The organism is Bacillus sp. AFS017336 (assembly GCF_002555445.1).
Lineage (GTDB): Bacteria > Bacillota > Bacilli > Bacillales > Bacillaceae_G > Gottfriedia.
On record NZ_NUCO01000019.1, the window covers coordinates 69,735 to 91,460 of the forward strand.

The 21,726-nt window shown below is 32.0% G+C and carries 21 protein-coding genes and 1 other RNA gene; 18 read left to right on the forward strand and 4 right to left on the reverse strand.

Annotated features, from left to right (window positions below; all coding sequences use genetic code 11):
• The 12 genes from CN601_RS09800 (at position 1) to CN601_RS09855 (ending at position 11,864) form a co-directional block, all read left to right on the forward strand.
• The gene (locus CN601_RS09800; RefSeq protein ID WP_098170926.1) at positions 1 to 1,194 is read left to right on the forward strand and encodes a CCA tRNA nucleotidyltransferase; all 1,194 of its coding nucleotides are present in this window, start codon (positions 1 to 3) and stop codon (positions 1,192 to 1,194) included.
• Positions 1,179 to 2,162: a biotin--[acetyl-CoA-carboxylase] ligase gene (locus CN601_RS09805; protein WP_098170927.1), complete on the forward strand. Its 984-nt coding sequence runs from the start codon at positions 1,179 to 1,181 to the stop codon at positions 2,160 to 2,162. The genes CN601_RS09800 and CN601_RS09805 overlap by 16 nt, the downstream gene beginning before the upstream one ends.
• A gap of 392 nt (positions 2,163 to 2,554) precedes the next feature.
• Positions 2,555 to 3,397: a 3-methyl-2-oxobutanoate hydroxymethyltransferase gene (gene panB, locus CN601_RS09810; RefSeq protein ID WP_098121060.1), complete on the forward strand. Its 843-nt coding sequence runs from the start codon at positions 2,555 to 2,557 to the stop codon at positions 3,395 to 3,397.
• Complete coding sequence (gene panC / locus CN601_RS09815) at positions 3,394 to 4,239, forward strand: pantoate--beta-alanine ligase (protein WP_098170928.1); 846 nt, start codon at positions 3,394 to 3,396, stop codon at positions 4,237 to 4,239. The genes panB and panC overlap by 4 nt, the downstream gene beginning before the upstream one ends.
• 24 nt (positions 4,240 to 4,263) lie before the next feature.
• Positions 4,264 to 4,647, forward strand: a complete 384-nt coding sequence (gene panD / locus CN601_RS09820; protein ID WP_098121062.1) for an aspartate 1-decarboxylase — start codon at positions 4,264 to 4,266, stop codon at positions 4,645 to 4,647.
• Positions 4,648 to 4,914: 267 nt separating this feature from the next.
• Positions 4,915 to 7,701, forward strand: coding sequence for an ATP-dependent DNA helicase DinG (dinG, locus tag CN601_RS09825; RefSeq protein ID WP_098170929.1), 2,787 nt, complete (start codon positions 4,915 to 4,917; stop codon positions 7,699 to 7,701).
• Between the two features lie 106 nt (positions 7,702 to 7,807).
• Positions 7,808 to 7,978, forward strand: a complete 171-nt coding sequence (locus CN601_RS09830; RefSeq protein WP_098121064.1) for a YpmA family protein — start codon at positions 7,808 to 7,810, stop codon at positions 7,976 to 7,978.
• 11 nt (positions 7,979 to 7,989) lie between these two features.
• Positions 7,990 to 8,454, forward strand: coding sequence for a cell wall elongation regulator TseB-like domain-containing protein (locus tag CN601_RS09835; protein ID WP_098121065.1), 465 nt, complete (start codon positions 7,990 to 7,992; stop codon positions 8,452 to 8,454).
• A 15-nt stretch (positions 8,455 to 8,469) separates the two neighbouring features.
• Complete coding sequence (locus CN601_RS09840) at positions 8,470 to 9,657, forward strand: pyridoxal phosphate-dependent aminotransferase (RefSeq protein WP_098170930.1); 1,188 nt, start codon at positions 8,470 to 8,472, stop codon at positions 9,655 to 9,657.
• Positions 9,658 to 9,933: 276 nt separating this feature from the next.
• On the forward strand, positions 9,934 to 10,665 hold the full coding sequence (locus CN601_RS09845) for a DnaD domain-containing protein (RefSeq protein ID WP_098170931.1): 732 nt from the start codon (positions 9,934 to 9,936) through the stop codon (positions 10,663 to 10,665).
• 46 nt (positions 10,666 to 10,711) lie between these two features.
• Positions 10,712 to 11,374 (forward strand): endonuclease III, encoded by a 663-nt coding sequence (gene nth / locus CN601_RS09850; protein WP_098121068.1) that lies wholly within the window; start codon positions 10,712 to 10,714, stop codon positions 11,372 to 11,374.
• Positions 11,364 to 11,864 (forward strand): YpoC family protein, encoded by a 501-nt coding sequence (locus tag CN601_RS09855; RefSeq protein WP_098170932.1) that lies wholly within the window; start codon positions 11,364 to 11,366, stop codon positions 11,862 to 11,864. Before nth ends, CN601_RS09855 begins: the two co-directional genes overlap by 11 nt.
• 196 nt (positions 11,865 to 12,060) lie before the next feature.
• Here CN601_RS09855 and CN601_RS09860 read toward each other — a convergent pair whose 3' ends face one another.
• Together CN601_RS09860 and recU are read right to left on the reverse strand one after the other, a co-directional pair.
• Positions 12,061 to 14,739: a PBP1A family penicillin-binding protein gene (locus CN601_RS09860; protein ID WP_098170933.1), complete on the reverse strand. Its 2,679-nt coding sequence runs from the start codon at positions 14,737 to 14,739 to the stop codon at positions 12,061 to 12,063.
• Between the two features lie 41 nt (positions 14,740 to 14,780).
• Positions 14,781 to 15,392: a Holliday junction resolvase RecU gene (gene recU / locus CN601_RS09865; protein ID WP_098170934.1), complete on the reverse strand. Its 612-nt coding sequence runs from the start codon at positions 15,390 to 15,392 to the stop codon at positions 14,781 to 14,783.
• A gap of 94 nt (positions 15,393 to 15,486) precedes the next feature.
• On the opposite strand from recU, the gene CN601_RS09870 reads away from it, so the two are divergent.
• Both CN601_RS09870 and CN601_RS09875 read left to right on the forward strand, forming a co-directional pair.
• A complete protein-coding gene (locus CN601_RS09870) occupies positions 15,487 to 16,494 on the forward strand; it encodes a DUF2515 family protein (protein WP_098170935.1) in 1,008 nt (335 codons plus the stop codon).
• A 750-nt stretch (positions 16,495 to 17,244) separates the two neighbouring features.
• Positions 17,245 to 17,496, forward strand: a complete 252-nt coding sequence (locus tag CN601_RS09875) for a hypothetical protein (protein WP_098121073.1) — start codon at positions 17,245 to 17,247, stop codon at positions 17,494 to 17,496.
• 128 nt (positions 17,497 to 17,624) lie between these two features.
• Here the strand turns inward: CN601_RS09875 and yppF are convergent, their stop codons facing one another.
• The gene (gene yppF, locus CN601_RS09880; protein WP_098121074.1) at positions 17,625 to 17,801 is read right to left on the reverse strand and encodes a YppF family protein; all 177 of its coding nucleotides are present in this window, start codon (positions 17,799 to 17,801) and stop codon (positions 17,625 to 17,627) included.
• Positions 17,802 to 18,005: 204 nt separating this feature from the next.
• Between yppF and CN601_RS09885 the strand changes: the two genes are divergently transcribed.
• Positions 18,006 to 18,749 carry a YppG family protein gene (locus CN601_RS09885; RefSeq protein ID WP_257131666.1) on the forward strand — a complete coding sequence of 248 codons (744 nt, stop codon included), beginning with the start codon at positions 18,006 to 18,008 and terminating at the stop codon, positions 18,747 to 18,749.
• Positions 18,750 to 18,786: 37 nt separating this feature from the next.
• Here CN601_RS09885 and CN601_RS09890 read toward each other — a convergent pair whose 3' ends face one another.
• Positions 18,787 to 19,515, reverse strand: a complete 729-nt coding sequence (locus tag CN601_RS09890; protein WP_098121075.1) for a GntR family transcriptional regulator — start codon at positions 19,513 to 19,515, stop codon at positions 18,787 to 18,789.
• Positions 19,516 to 20,221: 706 nt separating this feature from the next.
• Between CN601_RS09890 and CN601_RS09895 the strand changes: the two genes are divergently transcribed.
• The 3 genes from CN601_RS09895 to rnpB all read left to right on the forward strand — a co-directional run bounded on the left by CN601_RS09895 (position 20,222) and on the right by rnpB (position 21,634).
• A complete protein-coding gene (locus tag CN601_RS09895; protein WP_098170936.1) occupies positions 20,222 to 20,788 on the forward strand; it encodes an SLOG family protein in 567 nt (188 codons plus the stop codon).
• A 76-nt stretch (positions 20,789 to 20,864) separates the two neighbouring features.
• Positions 20,865 to 21,170: a cell division regulator GpsB gene (gene gpsB / locus CN601_RS09900; protein WP_098121077.1), complete on the forward strand. Its 306-nt coding sequence runs from the start codon at positions 20,865 to 20,867 to the stop codon at positions 21,168 to 21,170.
• A gap of 78 nt (positions 21,171 to 21,248) precedes the next feature.
• Positions 21,249 to 21,634: RNase P RNA component class B (gene rnpB / locus CN601_RS09905), an RNA gene on the forward strand.
• Positions 21,635 to 21,726: the final 92 nt, after the last annotated feature.

The following is a 21,726-nucleotide window of genomic DNA, read 5'->3' on the forward strand; positions in this document are numbered from 1 at the left end:
ATGGAACTATTCGAAAAAGCAAAGCCAATATTAGAGAAACTAATAAAAAATGGTTTTGAAGCTTATTTTGTCGGAGGTTGTGTAAGAGATAAAATAATTCAAAGAAATATAGGGGATATTGATATCGCTACTTCTGCCTTACCAGAAGAAGTTATGTCCATATTTCCAAAAACTGTTCCGACAGGGCTACAGCATGGGACGGTTTTAGTGATTCATAATGGTGAACAATATGAGATTACAACATTCAGAACTGAATCTACTTATCATGATTATCGAAGACCTTCTGAAGTGACATTTGTAAAATCGATTGAAGAAGATTTAAAACGAAGAGATTTTACAATGAATGCAATCGCGATGACATCGAATAACGACATAATCGATCCTTTCAATGGTGCAAATGATATAAACGATGGCTTAATACGTTGTGTCGGGGATGCTAAAGAAAGATTCCAAGAAGATGCTCTTCGAATGTTAAGAGGCATTCGTTTTGTAAGTCAATTAGATTTTCATTTAAATGATGAAACGTTTAATGCTATTCATTCAAATAAAGAATTAATTGAAAATATTGCAATTGAAAGAATTTCAGTTGAAATAGAAAAAATGTTGCTAGGAAAGTCATCTAAAAAAGCAATCGAACTTTTAATAAAAACTAAGTTATTAAATCATCTTCCAAGTTTTCAATATTGCACTACTCAATTTTTAGAACTATTAGAACTTCCAATCCAATCTTTAAAAGATGTCGAAGAATTTTGGGCTTTAATTTTATATAAATGCAATTTTGAAAATCCTGAAAAGATTTTACGAAGTTGGAAGATGTCCAATGGTCGAATTAAACAAATATTAAACATTTATGATCTGCTAATTGAAACGAAAATTGAATGGAGCAATACAAAGTTATATCAAGTTGGATTAACGGATGCAATAAAATATGAGCGTTTACAATTAGTTTTAGACCACTTGAATGCAAATGAACTAGATGACAAACATTTAAAGAATCTATATAATAAATTACCGATTTATTCAAAGTCCGATTTGAGCTTTACAGGTAATGATTTATTAGAATGGTCACAAATAAAAGGCGGACCGTGGTTGAAAGAAGTAATAAGCGAAATAGAATATCTTATTGTTGAGAATCAGCTTGAGAATAACCAACTTGCTGTTAAGGAGTGGTTTGGAAATTGGCTTCAAAAGTAAAAGAAAGAATTTTACAGTTATTTACAGAAAATAGTAATGAATATTTATCAGGACAGTTTTTGAGTGATGAATTAGGAATTTCACGTACTGCAATATGGAAATACATGAAAGAGCTACAGGAAGAGGGAATAGAAGTCGAAGCGGTAAGGAAGGTCGGTTATAAGATAACAGGAAAATCAGATCGATTGACTTCAACTGATATTCAACTTGGTTTAGAAACGAAAAAGTTTGGACGAAACGTAGTCTATCATGAAGAAACAAATTCTACTCAAACGATCGCAAACGAATTGGTTTTAAATGATGCACCAGAAGGTACGATTGTTTTAGCTGAACGTCAATTATTAGGTCGTGGAAGATTGCAGCGAAACTGGTTAACTTCAGATGGAAAAGCAATTGCTATGAGTGTTATTTTAAGGCCAGCTATTTCACCAAGGGTAGCACCGCAATTAACATTATTAACTGCTGTCGTTATTGCCTCAGCAATTGAAAAAGTGACTGGGTTACATCCTAATATAAAATGGCCAAATGATATTCTAATTAATAATAAAAAGGTTTGTGGGATCTTAACCGAAATGCAAGGGGATGCTGATTGCATTAAAAGTGTCGTGATCGGTATAGGGATCAATGTCAATCAAGTTGAAGAAGATTACCCTTTAGAACTATCGGATATCGCAACATCCTTACGCATTGAAAAAGGACAAACCTTTATGCGAGCAAATTTAATTCAAGTCATTTTATCTGAATTTGAGAAGTTCTATGAAATATTTTTGGAAAAAGGATTTAAACCGATTAAACTTTTATGGGAAAGCTATGCGATTTCACTAGGGAAACAAATCAAAGCAACTACTTTAAATGAGGAAATCGTCGGTAAAGCCATTGGTATTACGGATGAAGGTCAATTACTAATTGAAGATCATTTAGGAAATGTTCATACAATTTATTCAGCAGATATATCAATTAATAAATAATTGATAAAATTTAACAATGTTTATACAACTCTCTTTCGCCCTAGGAAGAGAGTTATTTGTATACAAAAATTTGTCCCAATTTTATTTGTAAATAATACCAAGTTTTTTCTTTACTAAATTGGTATTCTTACTATAAACTGTATGGGGAGGGTCATGGTTTTTTCTTTTGACTCTTCATGGGTGGTATCTGAATAGGGTCAAACAAACTTTAGTATCCTAAGAAGAACTACACCAAGCTTTAAAAAATCTAATTTAAAAATGTGTTCTGCCTTGATCCTATAAGGACTGGGACAGAGGAATGAGCTGGTTTACAATTTTCCTTTGTTCTCTTTTTGAGCAAAGGTTTTTTATTGTAGCCCCCATTTCCTCTTCATTTAAAAGGAGGAAAAAAGATGAAAACAACAAAAGATTTTTTGAAAATGAAAGAGAATAATGAACCAATCGTGATGATTACAGCTTACGATTATCCTTCAGCATTGTTATCTGAGGCAAGCGAAGTAGATATGATCTTAGTCGGTGACTCACTTGGAAATGTTGTCCTTGGGTATGATTCGACAATAAAAGTGACTGTTAATGACATGATTCATCATTCAAAAGCTGTTAAAAGAGGGGCGAAAAATACATTTATCGTTACTGATATGCCGTTCATGTCATACCACTTTTCAAAAGAAGAGGCTCTGCGCAGTGCTTGTCGCATAATGCAAGAAGGAGATGCACATGCTGTAAAGCTTGAAGGTGCAGATGATAATGTATTAGAAGTAATCAAAGCTTTAACCATCGCAGGTGTACCAGTTGTAGCTCACTTAGGATTAACTCCTCAATCAGTTGGTGTACTAGGAGGGTACAAAGTTCAAGCTCGTGATTCCGAAAGTGCGATGAAATTATTTAATGACGCAAAGAAATGTGAAGAAGCAGGAGCATTTGCAATCGTACTTGAGTGTGTTCCTAAGCAAATTGCAAAGGATATCACTAAGGACCTTTCAATCCCGACAATAGGAATTGGAGCTGGCGTTGATACTGATGGCCAAGTACTTGTTTATCATGATTTAATAACATATGGTGTCGGTCGCGTGGCGAAATTTGTAAAACAATATGCAAATGTATCTGAGACAATTGAAAATGCAATTGCGTCTTATGTACAAGAAGTTAAATCTAGACAATTTCCAGATACGAAACATTCGTTTACAATGAAAGAAGAACAGTTAAAGGCATTATACGGGGGAAGTTCGCAATGAAAGTGTTTAACACAATAAAAGATTTAAGAAATGAACTTAAAAGTCTCAGAAAAGGTGAAAAATCGATTGGATTTGTACCGACAATGGGATTTTTACATGAGGGCCATGTTTCATTATTAGAAGAAGCTAGAAAAAATAATGATATCGTTGTTTTGAGTATTTTTGTTAATCCTACTCAATTTGGTCCAAATGAAGATTTTGATCGATACCCGAGAGACTTTGAACGAGATGAAAAAATTGCACTAAATGCTGGAGTAGATTGCCTCTTTTATCCAACAGTTGAAGAAATGTATCCAAATGATTTAAAATCAACATTGAAAGTTACAAAGCGAGTAGATGTTCTTTGTGGTGAAAAAAGGCCTGGACATTTTGATGGCGTTGCATTAGTTGTATCAAAATTATTTAATATTGTGCAACCAGACCAAGCTTATTTTGGATTAAAAGATGCTCAACAGGTCGCTGTAATTGAGGGACTAGTTGAAGATTTTAATATACCTGTTAAAATTAATCCTGTTCCAACTATTAGGGAAGAAGATGGATTAGCTAAAAGTTCAAGAAATGTATATTTATCAGAAAATGAAAGAAAAGAAGCACCATCTTTATATAAAAGTCTACAAAAAGCAGTTGAGGATATAAATAATGGGAAATTAGATCCTGAACAACTGAAACAAAGTATTATTACTACAATACAAAAAGAAACATCTGGAGAAGTAGATTATGTAAGTATTTATTCTTATCCAGAATTAGAAACGATAAATAAAATAAATGGAAAAATTATTATTGCATTAGCAGTGAAGTTTACAAATGCTCGTCTAATCGATAATATTATTGTTTCTATTTAGCTAGAACAACTAGGGGGAAATGACATGATTCGCACGATGATGAGAGCAAAGCTTCATAGAGCAACTGTAACAGAAGCAAATTTAAATTATGTTGGTAGTATTACGATTGACCAAGATTTAATGGATGCTGTCGATATACTTGAAAATGAAAAAGTACAAATTGTAAATAATAATAACGGTGCTCGTCTTGAGACATACGTAATTCCAGGGAGACGTGGAAGTGGTATAATTTGCCTTAACGGAGCTGCGGCACGATTAGTCCAAGAGGGCGATAAAGTAATCATTATTGCTTATGGTCAAGTTGAAGAGGAGAAGCTTGCTCAACATGAACCAAAAATTGCATTTTTAAATGATACAAATGAGATTGTCGAAATGATTGGTAAAGAAATCGCTGGGACAATTAAGTAATAAAAAACGGGGCCTTTCGACTAGATTTTTTAGGCTTTAGTAAAGCTTGAAGATGAACATAGTTTACAAAAACGATTAGTCTGGAATCCCCTTCTTTAGGGTATGTAGACGAAAGTCTAAAAAAATTGATTTCCAGACTGATTGAAAGCAAGCGTCTGGCAGGCAGTTTTGGAATCCCCTTCTTTAGGGGATTTTTTTGTTATTTGTATTGTTTAATCTATTTTATACAAAATAATCATTATACAGAGAACTTGGAGGTGGCAACATATGAATAAGTTTGTGGTCGTTGACCTAGAAACAACTGGAAATAATAATAGAGGTCAAGATCGAATTATTCAAATTGCAGCCTTTTTATTAGAAAGTGGAGAAGTTATAGAACAATTTTCGAGTTTTATTAAACCAAATATGGCCATCCCAGCATTTATTTCAGAATTAACGGGGATATCTGATGAAATGGTTCAACATGCACCTCAATTTGAGCAAATCGCTGATGAACTATATCCAATGTTTCAAGATGCCTATTTCGTTGCCCACAATGTTCATTTTGACTTAACTTTTTTACAAAAAGAATTCGAGCGAATTGGATTACCAAAAATTTCACCATTAGCTCTAGACACAGTAGAGTTAACGAGAATTTTGTTTCCTACATTAACTAGTTATAAATTATCTGATTTAGCGAAAGTATTTAATATTCAACACGAAAATCCTCATCAAGCCGATAGTGATGCTGAGGTTACAGCTGAATTATTAACCATTTTATTAAAAAAACTAGAAAGCTTACCTTATGCTTCTCTAAAAATTTTAGAAAAACTTAGTAATAGCTTTAAAAGTGACATTACATACTATATATCCGATCTACTTCAAAGAAAATCTGAAGCAATTTCAAAAGAAGCGAGTCAGTTTGAAGAATTTAGAAGAATTGCGATTAAAAAAAGAAACTTTAGTTTGCCACAAGAGGAAGAAGATTTCGTAGATTTTGATGAACATCTTAAACGAGAGCTTGCCGATCAAATGGCTGTGGAAATCCCCAATTTTACGAAAAGAAAAGAACAATATTATTATATGCATGATCTATTCAATGCTTTTCAACATAAAAATATCATCCTGGCTGAAGCTGGCACAGGTGTAGGTAAGACACTAGGGTATTTAATTCCATCAGCATTTTTTTCAAAACAAAATGGAAAACAAGTTGTAATCAGCACTAGTACAATTGCATTACAGAAACAGCTATTGAAAAAACATGTAAAAACTCTTGGAAAAATCATACCATTTCAGTTGAAAATTGCATCGATTCAAAGTAAAAGAAATTATCTATGTCTCCAAAAATTTGAATATGTTGTTGGAGAACAATTTGATGATAATTACGATAGCATTTTATCAAAAGCAATGATCACAGTATGGTTAACAGAAACTGAACATGGGGAATTAGATGAATTATCACTTCCATCAGGAGGCCTGCATTTATGGGACCGGGTATGTTGTAATGATGAAAGTGAAAATAAAAGAGCAAATCCATGGTTTCATAAATGTTTTTATCAAAGGGCAAAAAATCAACTAATGTTAGCCGATTTAATTATTACGAATCACGCTTATTTATTATCTACATTAAAAAATAAAGACCATTTAATTAATTCAGTTAAAACATTTGTTATTGATGAAGCACATGCTCTTGAAGAGACCGCTTCAAAAACCTTTGGTACCACGTTTTCTTGTTTAAAATATTATCAATATTTAAGTCGATTAAGTACGACTGATAGTAATGAGATTGTTCACCGTTTATACAAAATAGATGAAGGTATATCTAATAGGGAAACATGGTGGAAAAAAGTTGATCATTTAGTAAAAGAAATTAAGTATGAATCAGATGAGCTTTTTAGATTATTACGAGATTTTATTTTAACGAAACAAAATGAACTCGATAAAGAAAATATCAGACAATCGATCACACTTAGCAAAAAGAATACATCAAGCCAAAATTGGAAGGTTATTCAAGAATGTGCTAATCGATTAATTCATGCAAATAATACTTTGTTTACGGGTTGTGAGCAGTATTTAGAGCTAATTGATGCGACAAATGGTTCGGCATATCATCGTTCAATCATTTCGGAATTCAAAATGATTTTTGAACAATTAAGAGGCATGAAAAACGGTATTTATGAAATATTGTTCGATCAAAATGAACAGTATATATGCTGGATGGAAACCGAAGCAAAAGGTTCATTTCACACAACAATGCTTTATAGTGAGAAAGTAGATAATGCTGATTTAATAAAACAATTTTTAATTGAAGGAAGAGAATCAATAGTTCTCACTTCTGCTACGATGTCGATTGATGAATCATTCGCATTTATAAAGTCATCATTAGGAATTGAAAAAAACAATGTAATCGAAAAAATTTATCCAGTTCCAAATGATTTTGCACAAGGAATGAAAGTCTATATTCCAAATGATTTAATGGGAATAAAAGAGATTTCACAAGAAGATTATGCATTGCAAACATCAAATACTATTCGTAAAATTGTTAATCAAGTAAAAGGAAGAACATTAGTTTTATTTACAGCCTTTGATTTATTAAAACAAACATATGATCATTTAATGCATGATTTAGAAAATTTGAATTCGTCCGTTTTAGCTCAAGGTTTCTCTCCTGGAGGAAAACAAAAGTTAATAAAACAGTTTTTACAATCTAAACAAACAATTTTGTTGGGGACAAATACTTTTTGGGAAGGAATTGACCTACCTAATGAAGAATTAGATTGTTTAATCATTGTACGATTACCGTTTACAAACCCTGAAAAGCCTATGTTTATTGCTAAATCAAATTTACTAAAAAAATCTGGAGAAAACTCTTTCTCAAGTTTAGCTTTACCGTTAGCGGTATTTAAGTTTAGACAAGGTTATGGCCGTCTAATTCGAAATGAAAAAGATCAAGGTTCATTATTTGTTTTAGATAATCGAATAATAAATACAAATTACGGATCTGAATTTTTAAAGTTAATACCAAATAACAAAATAAGAATTAATACAATCGATGAATTATTAAAAGATTTTTAAAAGTTTTCAACATTTAGCATGAGAATAATAGGGGATTCGGGCTAGACGTATGGTATAATGACATAAATTGTAATGTATTTCATAATACATTTTTAGGAGGAGCAACATGAATTCAAATATTGAAGTATTATCAACAACTAAAATCGAATACACGAAGGATTTATACAAAATTGTTGATAGTTTAAATCGTACTTTAAAAGAAAAAGATCTTATGTTTGGACTAGCATTAGATAAAGAAAATCAAGAATATGCAGTATTTACAATTTATAGAACATAAATGAGGTATATATGAAAAAATGGTTAGTCATCCTTGGATTAAGCATCATTTTACTATCATTATTTTTAGTTTCTACATATCAATCAGCGACCTCTAAGGTAAACGATGATAAAAAAAATGCCGAAGAGCTTGTGGTAAAACAAGGATATTTAAAAACTGTGCAACATTCCGATTATTACCACGGAAAAGAACAGGCGATTGTTGTGAGCGGCAAAGACAATGCAAATAATGAAATGATAGCTTGGATACAGGATGGAAATGTTATTACACGAAAGAAAAGTGAAGGATTGACCCAAAAACAAATCATTGACAAAGTGGTCAATGAGAGAAGCCCAAAAAAAATACATAAAGTAAAGTTAGGAATAGAGAACAAAATACCACTTTGGGAAGTAGTATATATAGACCAAAACGGCCGATATAATTTTTATTACGCTGCTTTCGAAAATGGAGAGCTTTTAAAACGTTATAGTATTTAGGGGGAACGTAAGAAGATGAAACTAGCAAAAAGAGTAAGTGCACTAACACCATCTACAACATTAGCTATTACAGCAAAAGCAAAAGAGATGAAAGATCAAGGAATTGATGTTATCGGTTTAGGTGCAGGTGAACCTGATTTTAATACACCTATTGAAATTATTGAAGAAGCTTATTCAGCAATGCTTAAGGGTCAAACAAAATATACTCCTTCAAACGGCTTACCGGCTTTAAGAAAAGCAATTTGTGATAAATTATTAAATGATCAAGGATTAACCTATTCTCCTGGAGAAGTTGTCGTTACAAATGGTGCTAAACACGCACTTTACACACTTTTCCAAGCGATTTTAGATCCTGGACATGAAGTAATAATTCCGACTCCATACTGGGTAAGTTATCCTGAGCAAGTAATATTAGCAGAGGGTGTGCCAGTATTTATTGAAGGATACGAGCACCAACAATTTAAAGTAACACCTGAACAAATTGAAGCTGCAATTACTGAAAATACAAAAGCGATCATTATAAATTCACCAAGTAATCCTACTGGTATGATTTATTCTGAGCAAGAGTTAAAAGCAATCGGAGATATTTGTTTAAAACATGATATTTTAATCGTTTCCGATGAGATCTATGAAAAATTAGTATATGATGGTGTAAAGCATGTTTCAATTGCTTCATTAAGCCCTGAACTTAAAGAGCAAACGATCATTATCAATGGTGTATCAAAATCTCACTCAATGACGGGATGGAGAATTGGGTATGCTGTAGGTAATAAAGAAATAATCGACGCAATGACAAATCTAGCTAGTCACTCAACTTCAAATCCTACTACAATGGCACAAATCGCAACGATTAAAGCATATGAATTAGGTGATGGACCAGTTGAAGAAATGAGAGTAGCATTTGAAGATCGTTTAAATAAAACTTTTGAACGCTTAGTTTCAATACCTGGATTTAGCTGCGTTAAACCTAGCGGTGCGTTTTATTTATTCCCAAATGTGACTGAAGCTGCTAAAATGGCTGGTTATCAGAATGTAGATGAGTTCTCAACAGAGTTACTTCAAAAAGCTAATGTTGCTGTAATTCCTGGTTCTGGATTCGGTTCACCTGATAATATTCGCTTATCATATGCAACATCACAAGAGCAGTTGGATAAAGCATTAGATCGAATTGAGCAGTTTATGAAAGCAAGTATCCCAAGCTAAACTTTAAATTGTTCGACGATAAATCCATTTTGACTAAACAACTGATCGGTGAAAATGATTATGTTGTGAAGAACATGGACTCTGCTATAAATAAGTGTTGAAAGTGTAATGCATTTACACAATTTATAAACAGACTATCCATAATTAATTAATTTATTAGATGGTTTTTAAATTAATAAATAGTTATACTAAAATAGAGGTGTGATAAGCACGCCTCTATTTATTTTTATTTGGTAAGCTTCTTTTACTGTTTATTTCATGTAATCATGCTATACTATGCTAGAGGTGTTCGAAGTGAATAATAATAGCATTTTAAACTGGATACAACTTGGAAATATAAGTATTCCAAATATACTTCTTAGTAGTTATTCTTCTTTTGGCATTAGTGAAGAAGAACTTGTCATGATTCTACAGCTTTACTCATTTCAGCAGCAGGGTCATACGTTTCCAACACCTACTCAATTAGCACAGATTATGTCAATAAATGAACAAAAATGTATGGAAGTTATACGCGAACTTCTTAAAAAAGGTCTATTAGAAATAACCGAAGAAATTGACGATCACAATTTACGATGTGAAGCATATTCACTTGCACCATTATGGTTAAAGTTAATTAACCATAATGAGAAGAACGATCAACAACCAATAGAAGCGCCTACCTTCCCTTCAATTATTGAACAAGCTGAGGAATCAATTTATTCAGTGTTCGAAAAAGAATTTGGTAGACTTTTATCTCCGTTTGAAATTGAAACGTTAACAATGTGGATGGACCAAGATGATCATAATGAAAAATTAATAAAAACCGCATTAAAAGAAGCTGTTATTAGTGGAAAGTTAAATTTTCGTTATATAGATCGTATTTTATTTGAGTGGAAGAAAAATGGAATAAAACAAGTAGAACAAGCAATTAACTATAGCAAGCATTTTAGAAAAAAAGAAACAAGAGAACCACAAAACGAAACAAAGTATACAGGATCAATTCCTTTTTATAATTGGCTTGAAAAGTAAAGCGAGGACTTGTTCCTCGCTTTTGTTTAGTAAGGAGTGTTTTGAAATGATAAATAAACAACAAATAGGTGAAGCTCTTAAAATAATAGGTGATATGTTCCCTGATGCACATTGTGAATTAAATCATAAAAATCCTTTTGAATTAGTAGTAGCGGTAGCTTTATCTGCGCAATGTACTGATGTTTTAGTAAATAAAGTGACAAAAAATCTTTTTGAAAAGTATAAAGAACCCGAGGACTATTTAAAAGTTCCATTAGAAGAACTTCAAAACGACATTCGTTCAATAGGTCTTTTCAGAAATAAAGCAAAAAATATTCAGAAATTAAGTGAAATGATTATTAATGATTTTAATGGAGAAGTGCCACGTACAAGAGAAGAACTAGTGAAATTGCCTGGTGTAGGTAGAAAGACTGCTAATGTAGTAATGTCTGTCGCATTTAATATACCAGCAATTGCTGTAGATACTCATGTAGAGAGGGTTTCTAAAAGACTAGCAATTTGTCGTTGGAAAGATTCAGTTCTTGAAGTGGAAGAGACACTAATGAAGAAAGTACCAATTGATGATTGGGGAGTAACGCATCATCGATTAATATTTTTTGGAAGATATCATTGCAAGGCGCAAAGACCGAGTTGTGAAGTGTGTCCGTTACTAGAAATGTGTAGAGAAGGAAAAAAACGGATGAAGGTGAAAAAAGAAAATGTCAAATAATATTCATAAGGATTTTAATGTTGCACCATTTTATCGTGAACATACAAATAACCAGATGATCAATGATGAAATTAGAATTAGTAATATACCATTTTTTTATGAAAGTCAGCACGTACTTGGTACGAATAGTTTTAAACCATCCGAAAGCGATGAGATTATAAAGGAAATGTTTGAAGAGTGGAAAGCTGAATCTGTCTATATATCTAACTACTTTAAAGAGCGAAATCGTAAATTAGCATATGAGCCAATGGTTAGGGGATTAGCAAATTTTATTTCAATTCTTACTTGGATTAATGGTCAAATCCTATCTAACTTAAATAATATATTACTTGAGTTGGAAAAGCTTGCAGTTAAGCCGATCAATCTCAATGAGCGTATTAGTTTTGTTGTAAATCAGCCAGATCACTATCACTCATTTATACAACTATCAGGGTTGTATACGGAATTAGAAAAACTTTATTATAAGAAAAAAATCACCTCCTCAAAATGAGGAGGTTTCTTTATGCTGTTGAAAAAAGTGCTTCGCTATCAAAAATAGCCATTATTATAGTTTGTTGGTATTCCACAAAAAATTTATGAAAACAAATAAATAACTTCATCAAAATAGATTGCTTAGTAGGATCTTAAATACTGACTTTTATTTATTTTAAACTACGAAAAAACCTCCNNGGAGGTTTTTTCGTAGTTTATGCAATAATATTACGTTCCAACTTATTAAATCGATTATTAGAATATGAATCGGTATTAAATGAAGTCTGATTCGAACCTGGTTTTGATGGTTTATTTGGGTCCGGAGTTGTCGGAGGTGTTGTTGGATTTGTACTTCCATCACCATTACCACCCGTTCCAGTACCATCTCCGTTACCAGTACCAGTACCATCTCCGTTACCAGTACCAGAGCCATCTCCGTTACCGGTGCCAGTACCAGAGCCATCTCCGTTACCAGTCCCAGTACCAGAGCCATCTCCGTTACCAGTACCATTTCCGTTATCCGTACCATTTCCATTGTCTGTGCCATTGCCGTTATCTGTACCATTACCATCACCGTTATTATCAGCTGGTGGGGTAGTTTCATCTTTAGTCGTTGTTAAATCGACTGTAACAGTAACTGGGGCACTCTTTGTTTGACCATTTGTTGCGATAATTGTAATTTTTACTGTTTTACCTGGTACGATTCCATTAATTGTTGCTGATGTGCCATTAATTTTTTGAGTTGCACCTTTAACACCATTTATATCATAGCTCACTTCAAAAGTTGTAGAAGCAAGTAAATCAGAAGCATATTGCCAATTTAATGAAATACTGCTTGATTTTTCGTCATATTTTGCAGTAACACTTTTAGCAGGATCTAATGTATCTGGTGTTGGTAAGTCATCCATTTTTTCTCCACGAATGTATAATTCATCTTGAACGTTCACAACTGAACTTGGTTTATGGAACTCAGAAGAACGATCACCAGTAGCGGATAACATATCTCTTGCAATGTATTTAGCAATATTTGTTGAAGTTTTACTTAAATAATGATCTTTTTGATTTTTCTCATATCCAGTCCATACTGCTACAGTAACATCTGGTGTATAACCAACAAACCAACTATCACGAGTAGCGTTTGAAGGGAAGCCATATTTATCTTTTACTTCTTGAGGGTAGTTTGTCGTACCAGTTTTACCTGCCATATCAAGGCCAGGTACGTTTGCTCTACCACCAGTACCTCCTGGAGCTTTAACAACATCACGTAGCATATCAGTAATCATATATGCAGTGTAGTCGCTCATAGCTTGTTTTGGTTCAGGAGCTAACACTTTTTCAGTTTTGTCTTGATAAATTATTTTTGTAACCGCATGTGGCTTTATGTAAACACCGCCATTACCAAAGGCTGCATATGCACCAGCCATTTGCATTGCAGATACACCAGTGAATCCACCAATTGCATGAGACTCATAAAAACTATCTTTTTGGAAGTTAAATCCAAGTCCATTACCAAACTCACGAGATTTATCTAAACCAACTGCCTGCATTGTTTTCAGAGCCGGTATATTTCTTGAACCGATTAATGCTTGACGAATTGATAATTTACCTCTATATGATTTATCAGCGTTTCGGATAGGGGTCCCATCTGAATATTGATATGGTTCATCAACTAGCTGATGATTAGTAGACCATTTTAAATCTTGAATTGCAGGTCCGTAATCTAAGATTGGTTTGATCGTAGAACCAGGTTGTCTTTTAATATCTGTTGCAAAGTTTAGGCCGCCAGTTGTTGTGTTTCTACCTGCACCTACAGCTCTAATTTCACCTGTTTTAGTATCAGTTAACACAAAACCAGTTTGAAATGCATCACTTGGATAAAATTCAGAACCACGATTAATGATTTCATCTGCTTTAGCTTGAGATTTTGGGTCAAGCGTTGTTTCGATTGTTAAACCATCGGTATTTACGTTGGCATCGCCATATTTTTCAACTTCATCGACAACTACATCAATGAATGCCTGATATTTTGTTTGCTCACTTTCATGAAGCTTAACTAATTTTTTCATCGGTATTGCCGTTGCATTCGCGTATTGCTCTTTTGTAATATAACCATATTTCTTCATTTGGCTTAAAACAACATTTCTTCTAGCTTGTGATTGAGCTGGGTGTTTTGCCGGGTTGTAGTTATTTGGACTTTGTACCATACCAGCAAGTGTAGCTGCTTCAGGTAACGTAATTTTTGATAAATCTTTACTAAAATAAGTTTCACTTGCTTTTGCTACACCGTAAACTCCTCGACCTTTTAAACCATTTGAGAAATAAACTTTATTTAAATACATTTCTAAAATTTGCTGCTTAGAATATTTTTGTTCAAGTTGGAATGCTAAGTACCATTCCTGAACTTTTCGTTTAATTGTTTTTTGTGGTGATAAGAATGAATTTTTAACAACTTGTTGTGTAATCGTACTACCACCTTGAGATCCAAATCCACCTGTAATATTTGCTAATACAGCTCCAAGTACACGGCGAATATCAACACCTTTATGCTTATAGAAGCGTACATCCTCTGTTGCAATAAATGCATCTTCTACTACTTTAGGAATCTCGTTATATGAAACTTTTGTTCTTTGTTCAGTTCCTAATTCAGCAATTACATTCCCATCTCTATCTAAAATCTTTGAAGATAGAGGTACTTTTAATTTTGATTCATCTAGTGCAGGTGCGTCACTTACTAAATAATAAAACGCTCCAACACCTCCAAGTATACAAAGTACTGCTAATGTCAATATTGTTAAAGTAATCTTTTTCCATAAACCTTCACGTTTTTTTGGTTTTTCTGTTGGAGGCTTTTCCATCTGTTTTCGTTCTTGTCGTGAACTATACTCTTTTGCCATTTTTTTTGTTTCTCCTGCCTTTCAATCGAACTTAATGAATATTAAACTTCAAAAAGTTCATCGATACATTTTAAGTAAGGAACGATTATTGGATAACTTGATTTTAGTAATGTTCCAAACTCTTTGCATTCTTCTCTAGAAATTGACTTTCTTCCACCATTTGTTTGCCTTTTCCAAAAGGTAAGAATATCAGTTGCCTTCATAAAATAAATTTCATTATATAATGAAAATTTTAATATGACAAACGAAATTCCACCATGATTTAACACATTTTCCATATGCTCTATTTGGTGTAAATGGAAATTTTGCAAAGGAAAACTAGTCTTATTATTTGTTTCCTTGGCTTCAAAGTCAATGTATTTCCCCTTATAAACGCCATTATAGTCAGTTGTAGACGGTTGCTTAAAATAAGCCTCTCGAATAACTGCTGCGCTTCTTTTTGGATAATCTACTTTAACGATTTGTACAGGTGTTGGTTTCTTATGTATGTTTGCGATGTTATTTGCTAAATAATACGTATTAGAAGCATTTAAATCATCTTCAAGGGACATTCCACGGTTACTATAGGTATTGCTAGATTTTACTTGTGTTTCACTATTTTCTTGGCTTTTTTGAACTACATTATTTCTTCGATTTGGGTACATTATTGTCATAAAACCAACTCCACCTTAAATTACATACAACTCGTATTATAGCACTAAAACAGATGTTCGTGTAAAAAAATACCAGATTGCTTGGGGTGAGTCAATGAATGCAAACCATGAAAGCTGGAAGGGTTTTATAAATAATAGACGAGAAGAACACATTTTATCACAAGATGAAGCTAATCTTATTGATTTAATAAAAAAAGAAACAACCAAATTCAATGCAGATAATATCTCGAGAACTATCGCATATCAGGATTACTTTTTTAGACTAAATGAGGTAGAGTGGTCTTTTCTTGCAAGCATGGTATCCCGTAATGCAGGCTATAACATGACGGATCTAGCAAACCCAATTTTTATGAATGGCCTAAGCGAAAAACAAAGAAAACAGCTCTTCATAACGTATGAGCGAGCAAATTGGATTATTTTTTTAGATGCATTTCCACAATTACTTCTATTTGAATATTCAAAAATGAATAATAAACCTCTATTTTATTTGTTAAAATATTTTTCAGTATCGACCTTTATGGAAATAGAATGGGAGAAATATTGGACAGATCGAGATAAAAAGAGACTCGTCTACTCATTAATTATTAATGAACAAAATATGATTGAAAGACCAGTAATACAAAATAAATTTTTTAAAAATGAAGTTTTTAATACTATCGCATTTAAACTTCAAGAGCAATTGAAATTAAGTTATGTAATCTTCCCAACAAACAGTGGAGAGCTATACGGACTTGCTGTTTACCAATTTGAAGATTTAACAAAACGGATCCAAATTGGAAGACAATTATATTCAATCTTATTTCATCAAGACTTAAATAATGGGTTTATTAATTTTGCTAAACAAACGAATCATACTGGGAGTAGAAGTGATTATGAGAGTCTAGTAGGCATTGCCAACTCAAGCAATCCTAAATTAAGGGATGTCTATCCAATCATTCCACATAAGCGTTCAGTAGAAGATGACTGGTATTCTAATAGTAAAATTTTGACCGAATGGTATGAAAATGAAGAAATAATAAATGGAGATAGTTTTAAAGAATCATTTTTAATAAAACAAGAACTGTTGAGTTCATTATTAAAATTGAAAGGGTTATTCCAATGAAATAAAAGGTGGAAAAAGGGAAAAGGCAATAATAATGAAAAAGGGAAAAGGCAATAATAATAATGAAGAATCCGCCTAAATAACCTAATATTCAATGCTAGCTATGGCTGTCGAAAAAGTCGGCAGTCTTTTATTTTGTTTAATTTGTGTAAACGCTTTTCTACTATATTATAGATTTCGGGGATTATCACTTTAAGTAGTCAAAACATTCTTTTCCCAATTGAGTCTTTGGTCTATCCGATCAACACAATTCTAATAAGTAAGTCATCATCCTTGTGATAATTAAATCATTTATATAGAAGAGTTATTTAGTCTAAAGCTGTCATAAAAAAACAATAAAAAAAAGAGTGTAGAGAATTAATATGGTCTCTACACTCTAAGCTAACATTTAGTGATAGCTTTTTACGTTAAATCTTGGTTAATAAATGTCACTTTATCAACTGTTTATGTAGCTGGGAAATTAGGACCATCTAATTTTGGATTGCCTGTTTGTTGATTTTTACTTTTTTCTTGCTTTTTCTTTTTTTCATTTTTGTTTTTTGCCATTTGTAACACCTCCATGATATTTACCTTTCCCAATTCTGCGTCTCGTTACAAATTTTTTTGTCGAAATTATAGAAGAAAATAGCTTTATTCACTTTGTTTAGCGAATTAGTTCTAGTTTTGTCAATGAAGAAGGAGGAAGAAGTGTAGCCGTTGAATTTAGTTTATAAAGAAAATTAAGAAAACTTGGAAGAGGAGTTGAACTGTATGGAATTAATTCAAAGAGATGATTTTTTTCGAGCAATTGATGAATTTTTAAATGAGGTTGAGTTTATTGAACACTCTCTGGCGATAAGAATTAATCAAAAATGTGAAGAAGAAAAGAATTTACTTTTAAATAAGGTACAGTCAACAACAGTGCATCTTCATCATTTTGAAAACAAAGTTAGTCAAGCTAAAGAAGGTGGAAGTTGGATTTCTACACCATTATTGGGAAGGCATTTGGCATTTAATATTTAATGGAAACATATATATAAGTATTTACACTTAATAAAATGAATTAACTAGTGGAATTAAATAAAGCGATACACTTTTACGTTTAAGTAGATGTGTATCGCTTTATTTCTTATCTCTATGATTTCAGCTTACTAAATTGGCTTACATGCGCCAAAACGTTCAAGTTCTTTAACTAATTCTCTGTAATGTTGAATAGTAACTTCACCATTAAGGTAATTTTGCTGTAAAAAGTCCATTAATTGATTAAAGTCAGTTGGTTCGAAACTTTTTGATGAAATAAACTTGTTCTTTAATTCTTGTAAAGTCATTGTTACCCCTCCAACATTAAATTTAATTAACTTAACAACCTGCAATTCCTAAATAAAATGTATCATAAATATTTAAAATTTAAATTTTTTTAAAAATTTAAACTTCCGACATAAAGTGACAAAAGCTGCATAAATTTAATAAGTAACAGAATAGGCATTTGTAACATATTAATAAAAAAGAATACTAATAATGGGTGTGAGAATATGAGACAGAAAATGTTTCCTCCAAATCACTCAGATAACAGTTTTGAGTGGTTTAGAAACCAAAATCAAGTAGTTGATGAGAAGTTTAATTATCCAGAAATGAATCAATATACTAATGAAATTCAACGATACTATGGGAATACAATTCAACCGTATTCACAAAATCCTACAATGAATACACAACTAACGCCAGCAGCTCAAGCTCAAACACAAATGCAAGCAACGCCGATGATTGAACCTTTACCATACGGAGGACCATCAACACAACCTGGAAGTTCTGTTCAACAAGGTGAATATTCAGCTCCGCAAAATTTTACAATGCAGCAACCAACTGTACAATATAACCAAGGATATCAATATGATCCAAATTATTATTCAATCATGCAAAATCAATATCAATACATGCCAATGAACCCTTCGCAATTCGGTAATCAAACAAACTATTATATGCACCCTCAAAGTCAACAATATTCAATGCCACCACAGAATGCTCAAATGAATCAACAAGGGCCATTTGCAACTCCCGCAATGTTTGCGCCTAGTACACCTTATCCAACCCAACCAAAAAAGATCAATCAACAGAATAATGGTCAATCTTTTCAATTTTCATCAATCTTAAATCAGTTTAAAAATAATTCAGGTTCATATGATGTACCAAAAATGATGTCAACTGCAGGGCAGATGATGAATACGATGAATCAAGTAGGTGGGCTATTTAAACAAATTGGAGTTTTCTTCAAATAAAAAAAGCCAGAAATCCCTGGCTTTTTTATTGTGTTCTTTAGTCATTCCTCGATAAGGAATGTACAAGTTTATACCGATCTGCTCTATATACAGTTAATTCGAATTCTAAAACTTTACCACTTCTTAAAAAAGTTGTACGATAAATTGCTAGTACCGGACAATTTAATGGAATTTCTAATAGTGTTGCTTCCTCGTCAGTAGGCATTCTAGCTTGTATTGATTGATCTGCATATTGAATAGGATCTGGAATATTAGCATGTACATAATCAAAAAATGATTTTTCTAAAACACTTTTGTTTAAGTTTGGTGCAATTTCACAAGATACATATATACTTTCAATAGACATTGGAATTGAATCTGCAGATCGAACTCGTTTAATAAAATAAATTGGATCATTTTCTTTTATTTTTAGATTGTTTGCTAATGCTTTATCTGACTTTAAGATTTCAAATTCAACAATTTTACTACTCGGTTTTAAACCTCTTTCGACCATTTCCTCAGTATAACTATTTAGTCTACTAATTTTTTTTTCAACTTTTTGGCGACTAACAAACGTTCCTTTACCTTTTTGCCTATAAACAATTCCTTCTTGAACTAAATTATTTAAAGCTTGTCGAACTGTCATTCGGGAAATTTGAAATTTTTCAGAAAACTCTCTTTCTGACGGAATCAATTCATCAGCAGGGTATTCTCCTGAAGTAATTTTAGATTTTATGTATTCTAATAATTGATGATAAATTGGTATTGGAGAATTTTTGTTAATCATTTTTTACACCTCGTATTGCATTATCTATATTTTGATTATATTAAAACGGTTTCATTTATCATTTTAAAGGAATATAAAGCATTCGGCAATTATTGTCTAATCTTAAGAAATATCTGAAAATTTAAACTTTTAATCATAATTAATTTTATTGTTGTGAAATATGTTCAAACCTAATAAAATAAAAAAGTTGACATAAAAGTATATTTAAGATATTGGAGAGGATCATTTTGAACAAAATACTTTTTTTATTTTTTTTCACAATAACACTGACTTTAATTATTTTTACTAGTTTTAAACAAGCATTATATGTAATCTTATCATAAGGCAAATTTTTCCAAAAAGAAAAATGTTTCAACAAGCTTATCTATAATAATATTCCTAACATTCTAACTAAATCTATAGGGAATAAAATATCCTCTAAGATCGTCAATCAAATATTGAAATATTGATCTTAAATGTCTTAATAATTGATTTCCACTAAACTTTGACTACTTGTAGTAAGCAAGATTAATATTAATTCCCTCAATATAATATCTGCATTTGAATAATTTTGAATATTATTTTAAATTAATGATTTTTGCGAGATAATTTATGTGCAAATTAATATTTAAGCAATTTGAATTTAAAAACATGCCTATTTAATCTAATAAAATTTACTCTTGGAAGAACTTTTTTAGTTCTTCCTAATTATTTATAGTGAGGTTATATGAAGATACTACTTATATCTGGTTATAAATCATTTGAATTAGGAATTTTTTCGAATAAACACGATGCAGTGAAGTACATAAAAAAAGCAATTGAAAATAAAATTCTTCTATTTATAGATGAGCTAGAGTGGATTATTATATCAGGCCAAATGGGTACTGAGTTATGGGCTGCTGAGGTAGTTTTTGAAATACAAGATGATTATCCACATCTAAAATTAGGTATTTTTACACCTTATGAAGACCAAGAAAAAAAATGGAATGAAACTAATCAAGAATATTATAATGAAATCTTAATTGGTGCTGATCATGTAGACTCAATTTCTAGAAAGCCTTACGAATCTCCATTACAATTAAAAGCGAAAAATGAATTTTTAGTAAGCAAAAGTGAAGGTTGTATATTATTTTACGATAATGAAAAAGAAGGAAGTCCTAAATATTTATATGATTTAGCAAATAAGAAAAATGAACTATTCAATTATCCAATTGAAATGATTACTTTTGATGATTTACAAGTGATTGCAGAAGAAACATTTGAGAATGATGACAATAATTATAGGGAAATATAGAATAGATAATTGACAATTTATAAAGACTTTGAAAAAATAGAAGGTAAATATTTCTAAATGTTTTGGGGTGATAATAATGGAATCAACAAAAATTAAGCTAAGTATAAAAGATATCCTAAATAAAGAGTTTAAAGTTTCAATGCGTGGATATAATCAAGAGGAAGTAGATCAATACTTAGACACGGTCATTAAAGATTATGAATCGTTTCAAAATCAAATCGTAGCCCTACAACAAGAAAACGCAAAGTATAAAAAATTATTAGAGGATCAAAAAAACACATCAACACCACCGCCTTCTCCTTTTAATAATACGAATACTGACGTTCTTAAAAGATTATCAAATTTGGAAAAGCATGTTTTTGGTAGTAAACTTTTCGAATAATTTCAACTAAATTTATATTTAAAGAAAACATTGCAAACTCAAGTATAATTTACTATACTAATAAATGTTCGTTTCAATATGTTCGGGTAATCGCTGCAACGCTTGACGTTGTTGAGGAAAGTCCATGCTCGCACAGTCCTGCGATGGCTGTAGTGTTCGTGCCTATCGAAGTCATAAGATAGGGTAGCTGTGTTGACAGCTAACGGCAGGGAACGGACCTAAGTCCATTAAGGATATGGTTCTACTACCTTTAAAGTGCCACAGTGACGTAGTCCTCGAAGAAATGAGAGGAGTGGAACGCGGTAAACCCCACGAGCGAGAAACCCAAATTATGGTAGGGGAATCCTTTCAAAGGAATTGAACAGAGAAAGGGACAGATTATTCTGTAGATAGATGATTACCACCTTGTAGTACGAGACGAGAGTCGCTTGAAGTACGAAAGGAACAGAACATGGCTTACAGAACATTTGAAATGATGAAACTGTTTAAAAACTCTTCATTTAATGGAGAGTTTTTTGTAATTTTGAAGTTATTTGTCCATAATGAAAATAAAAAG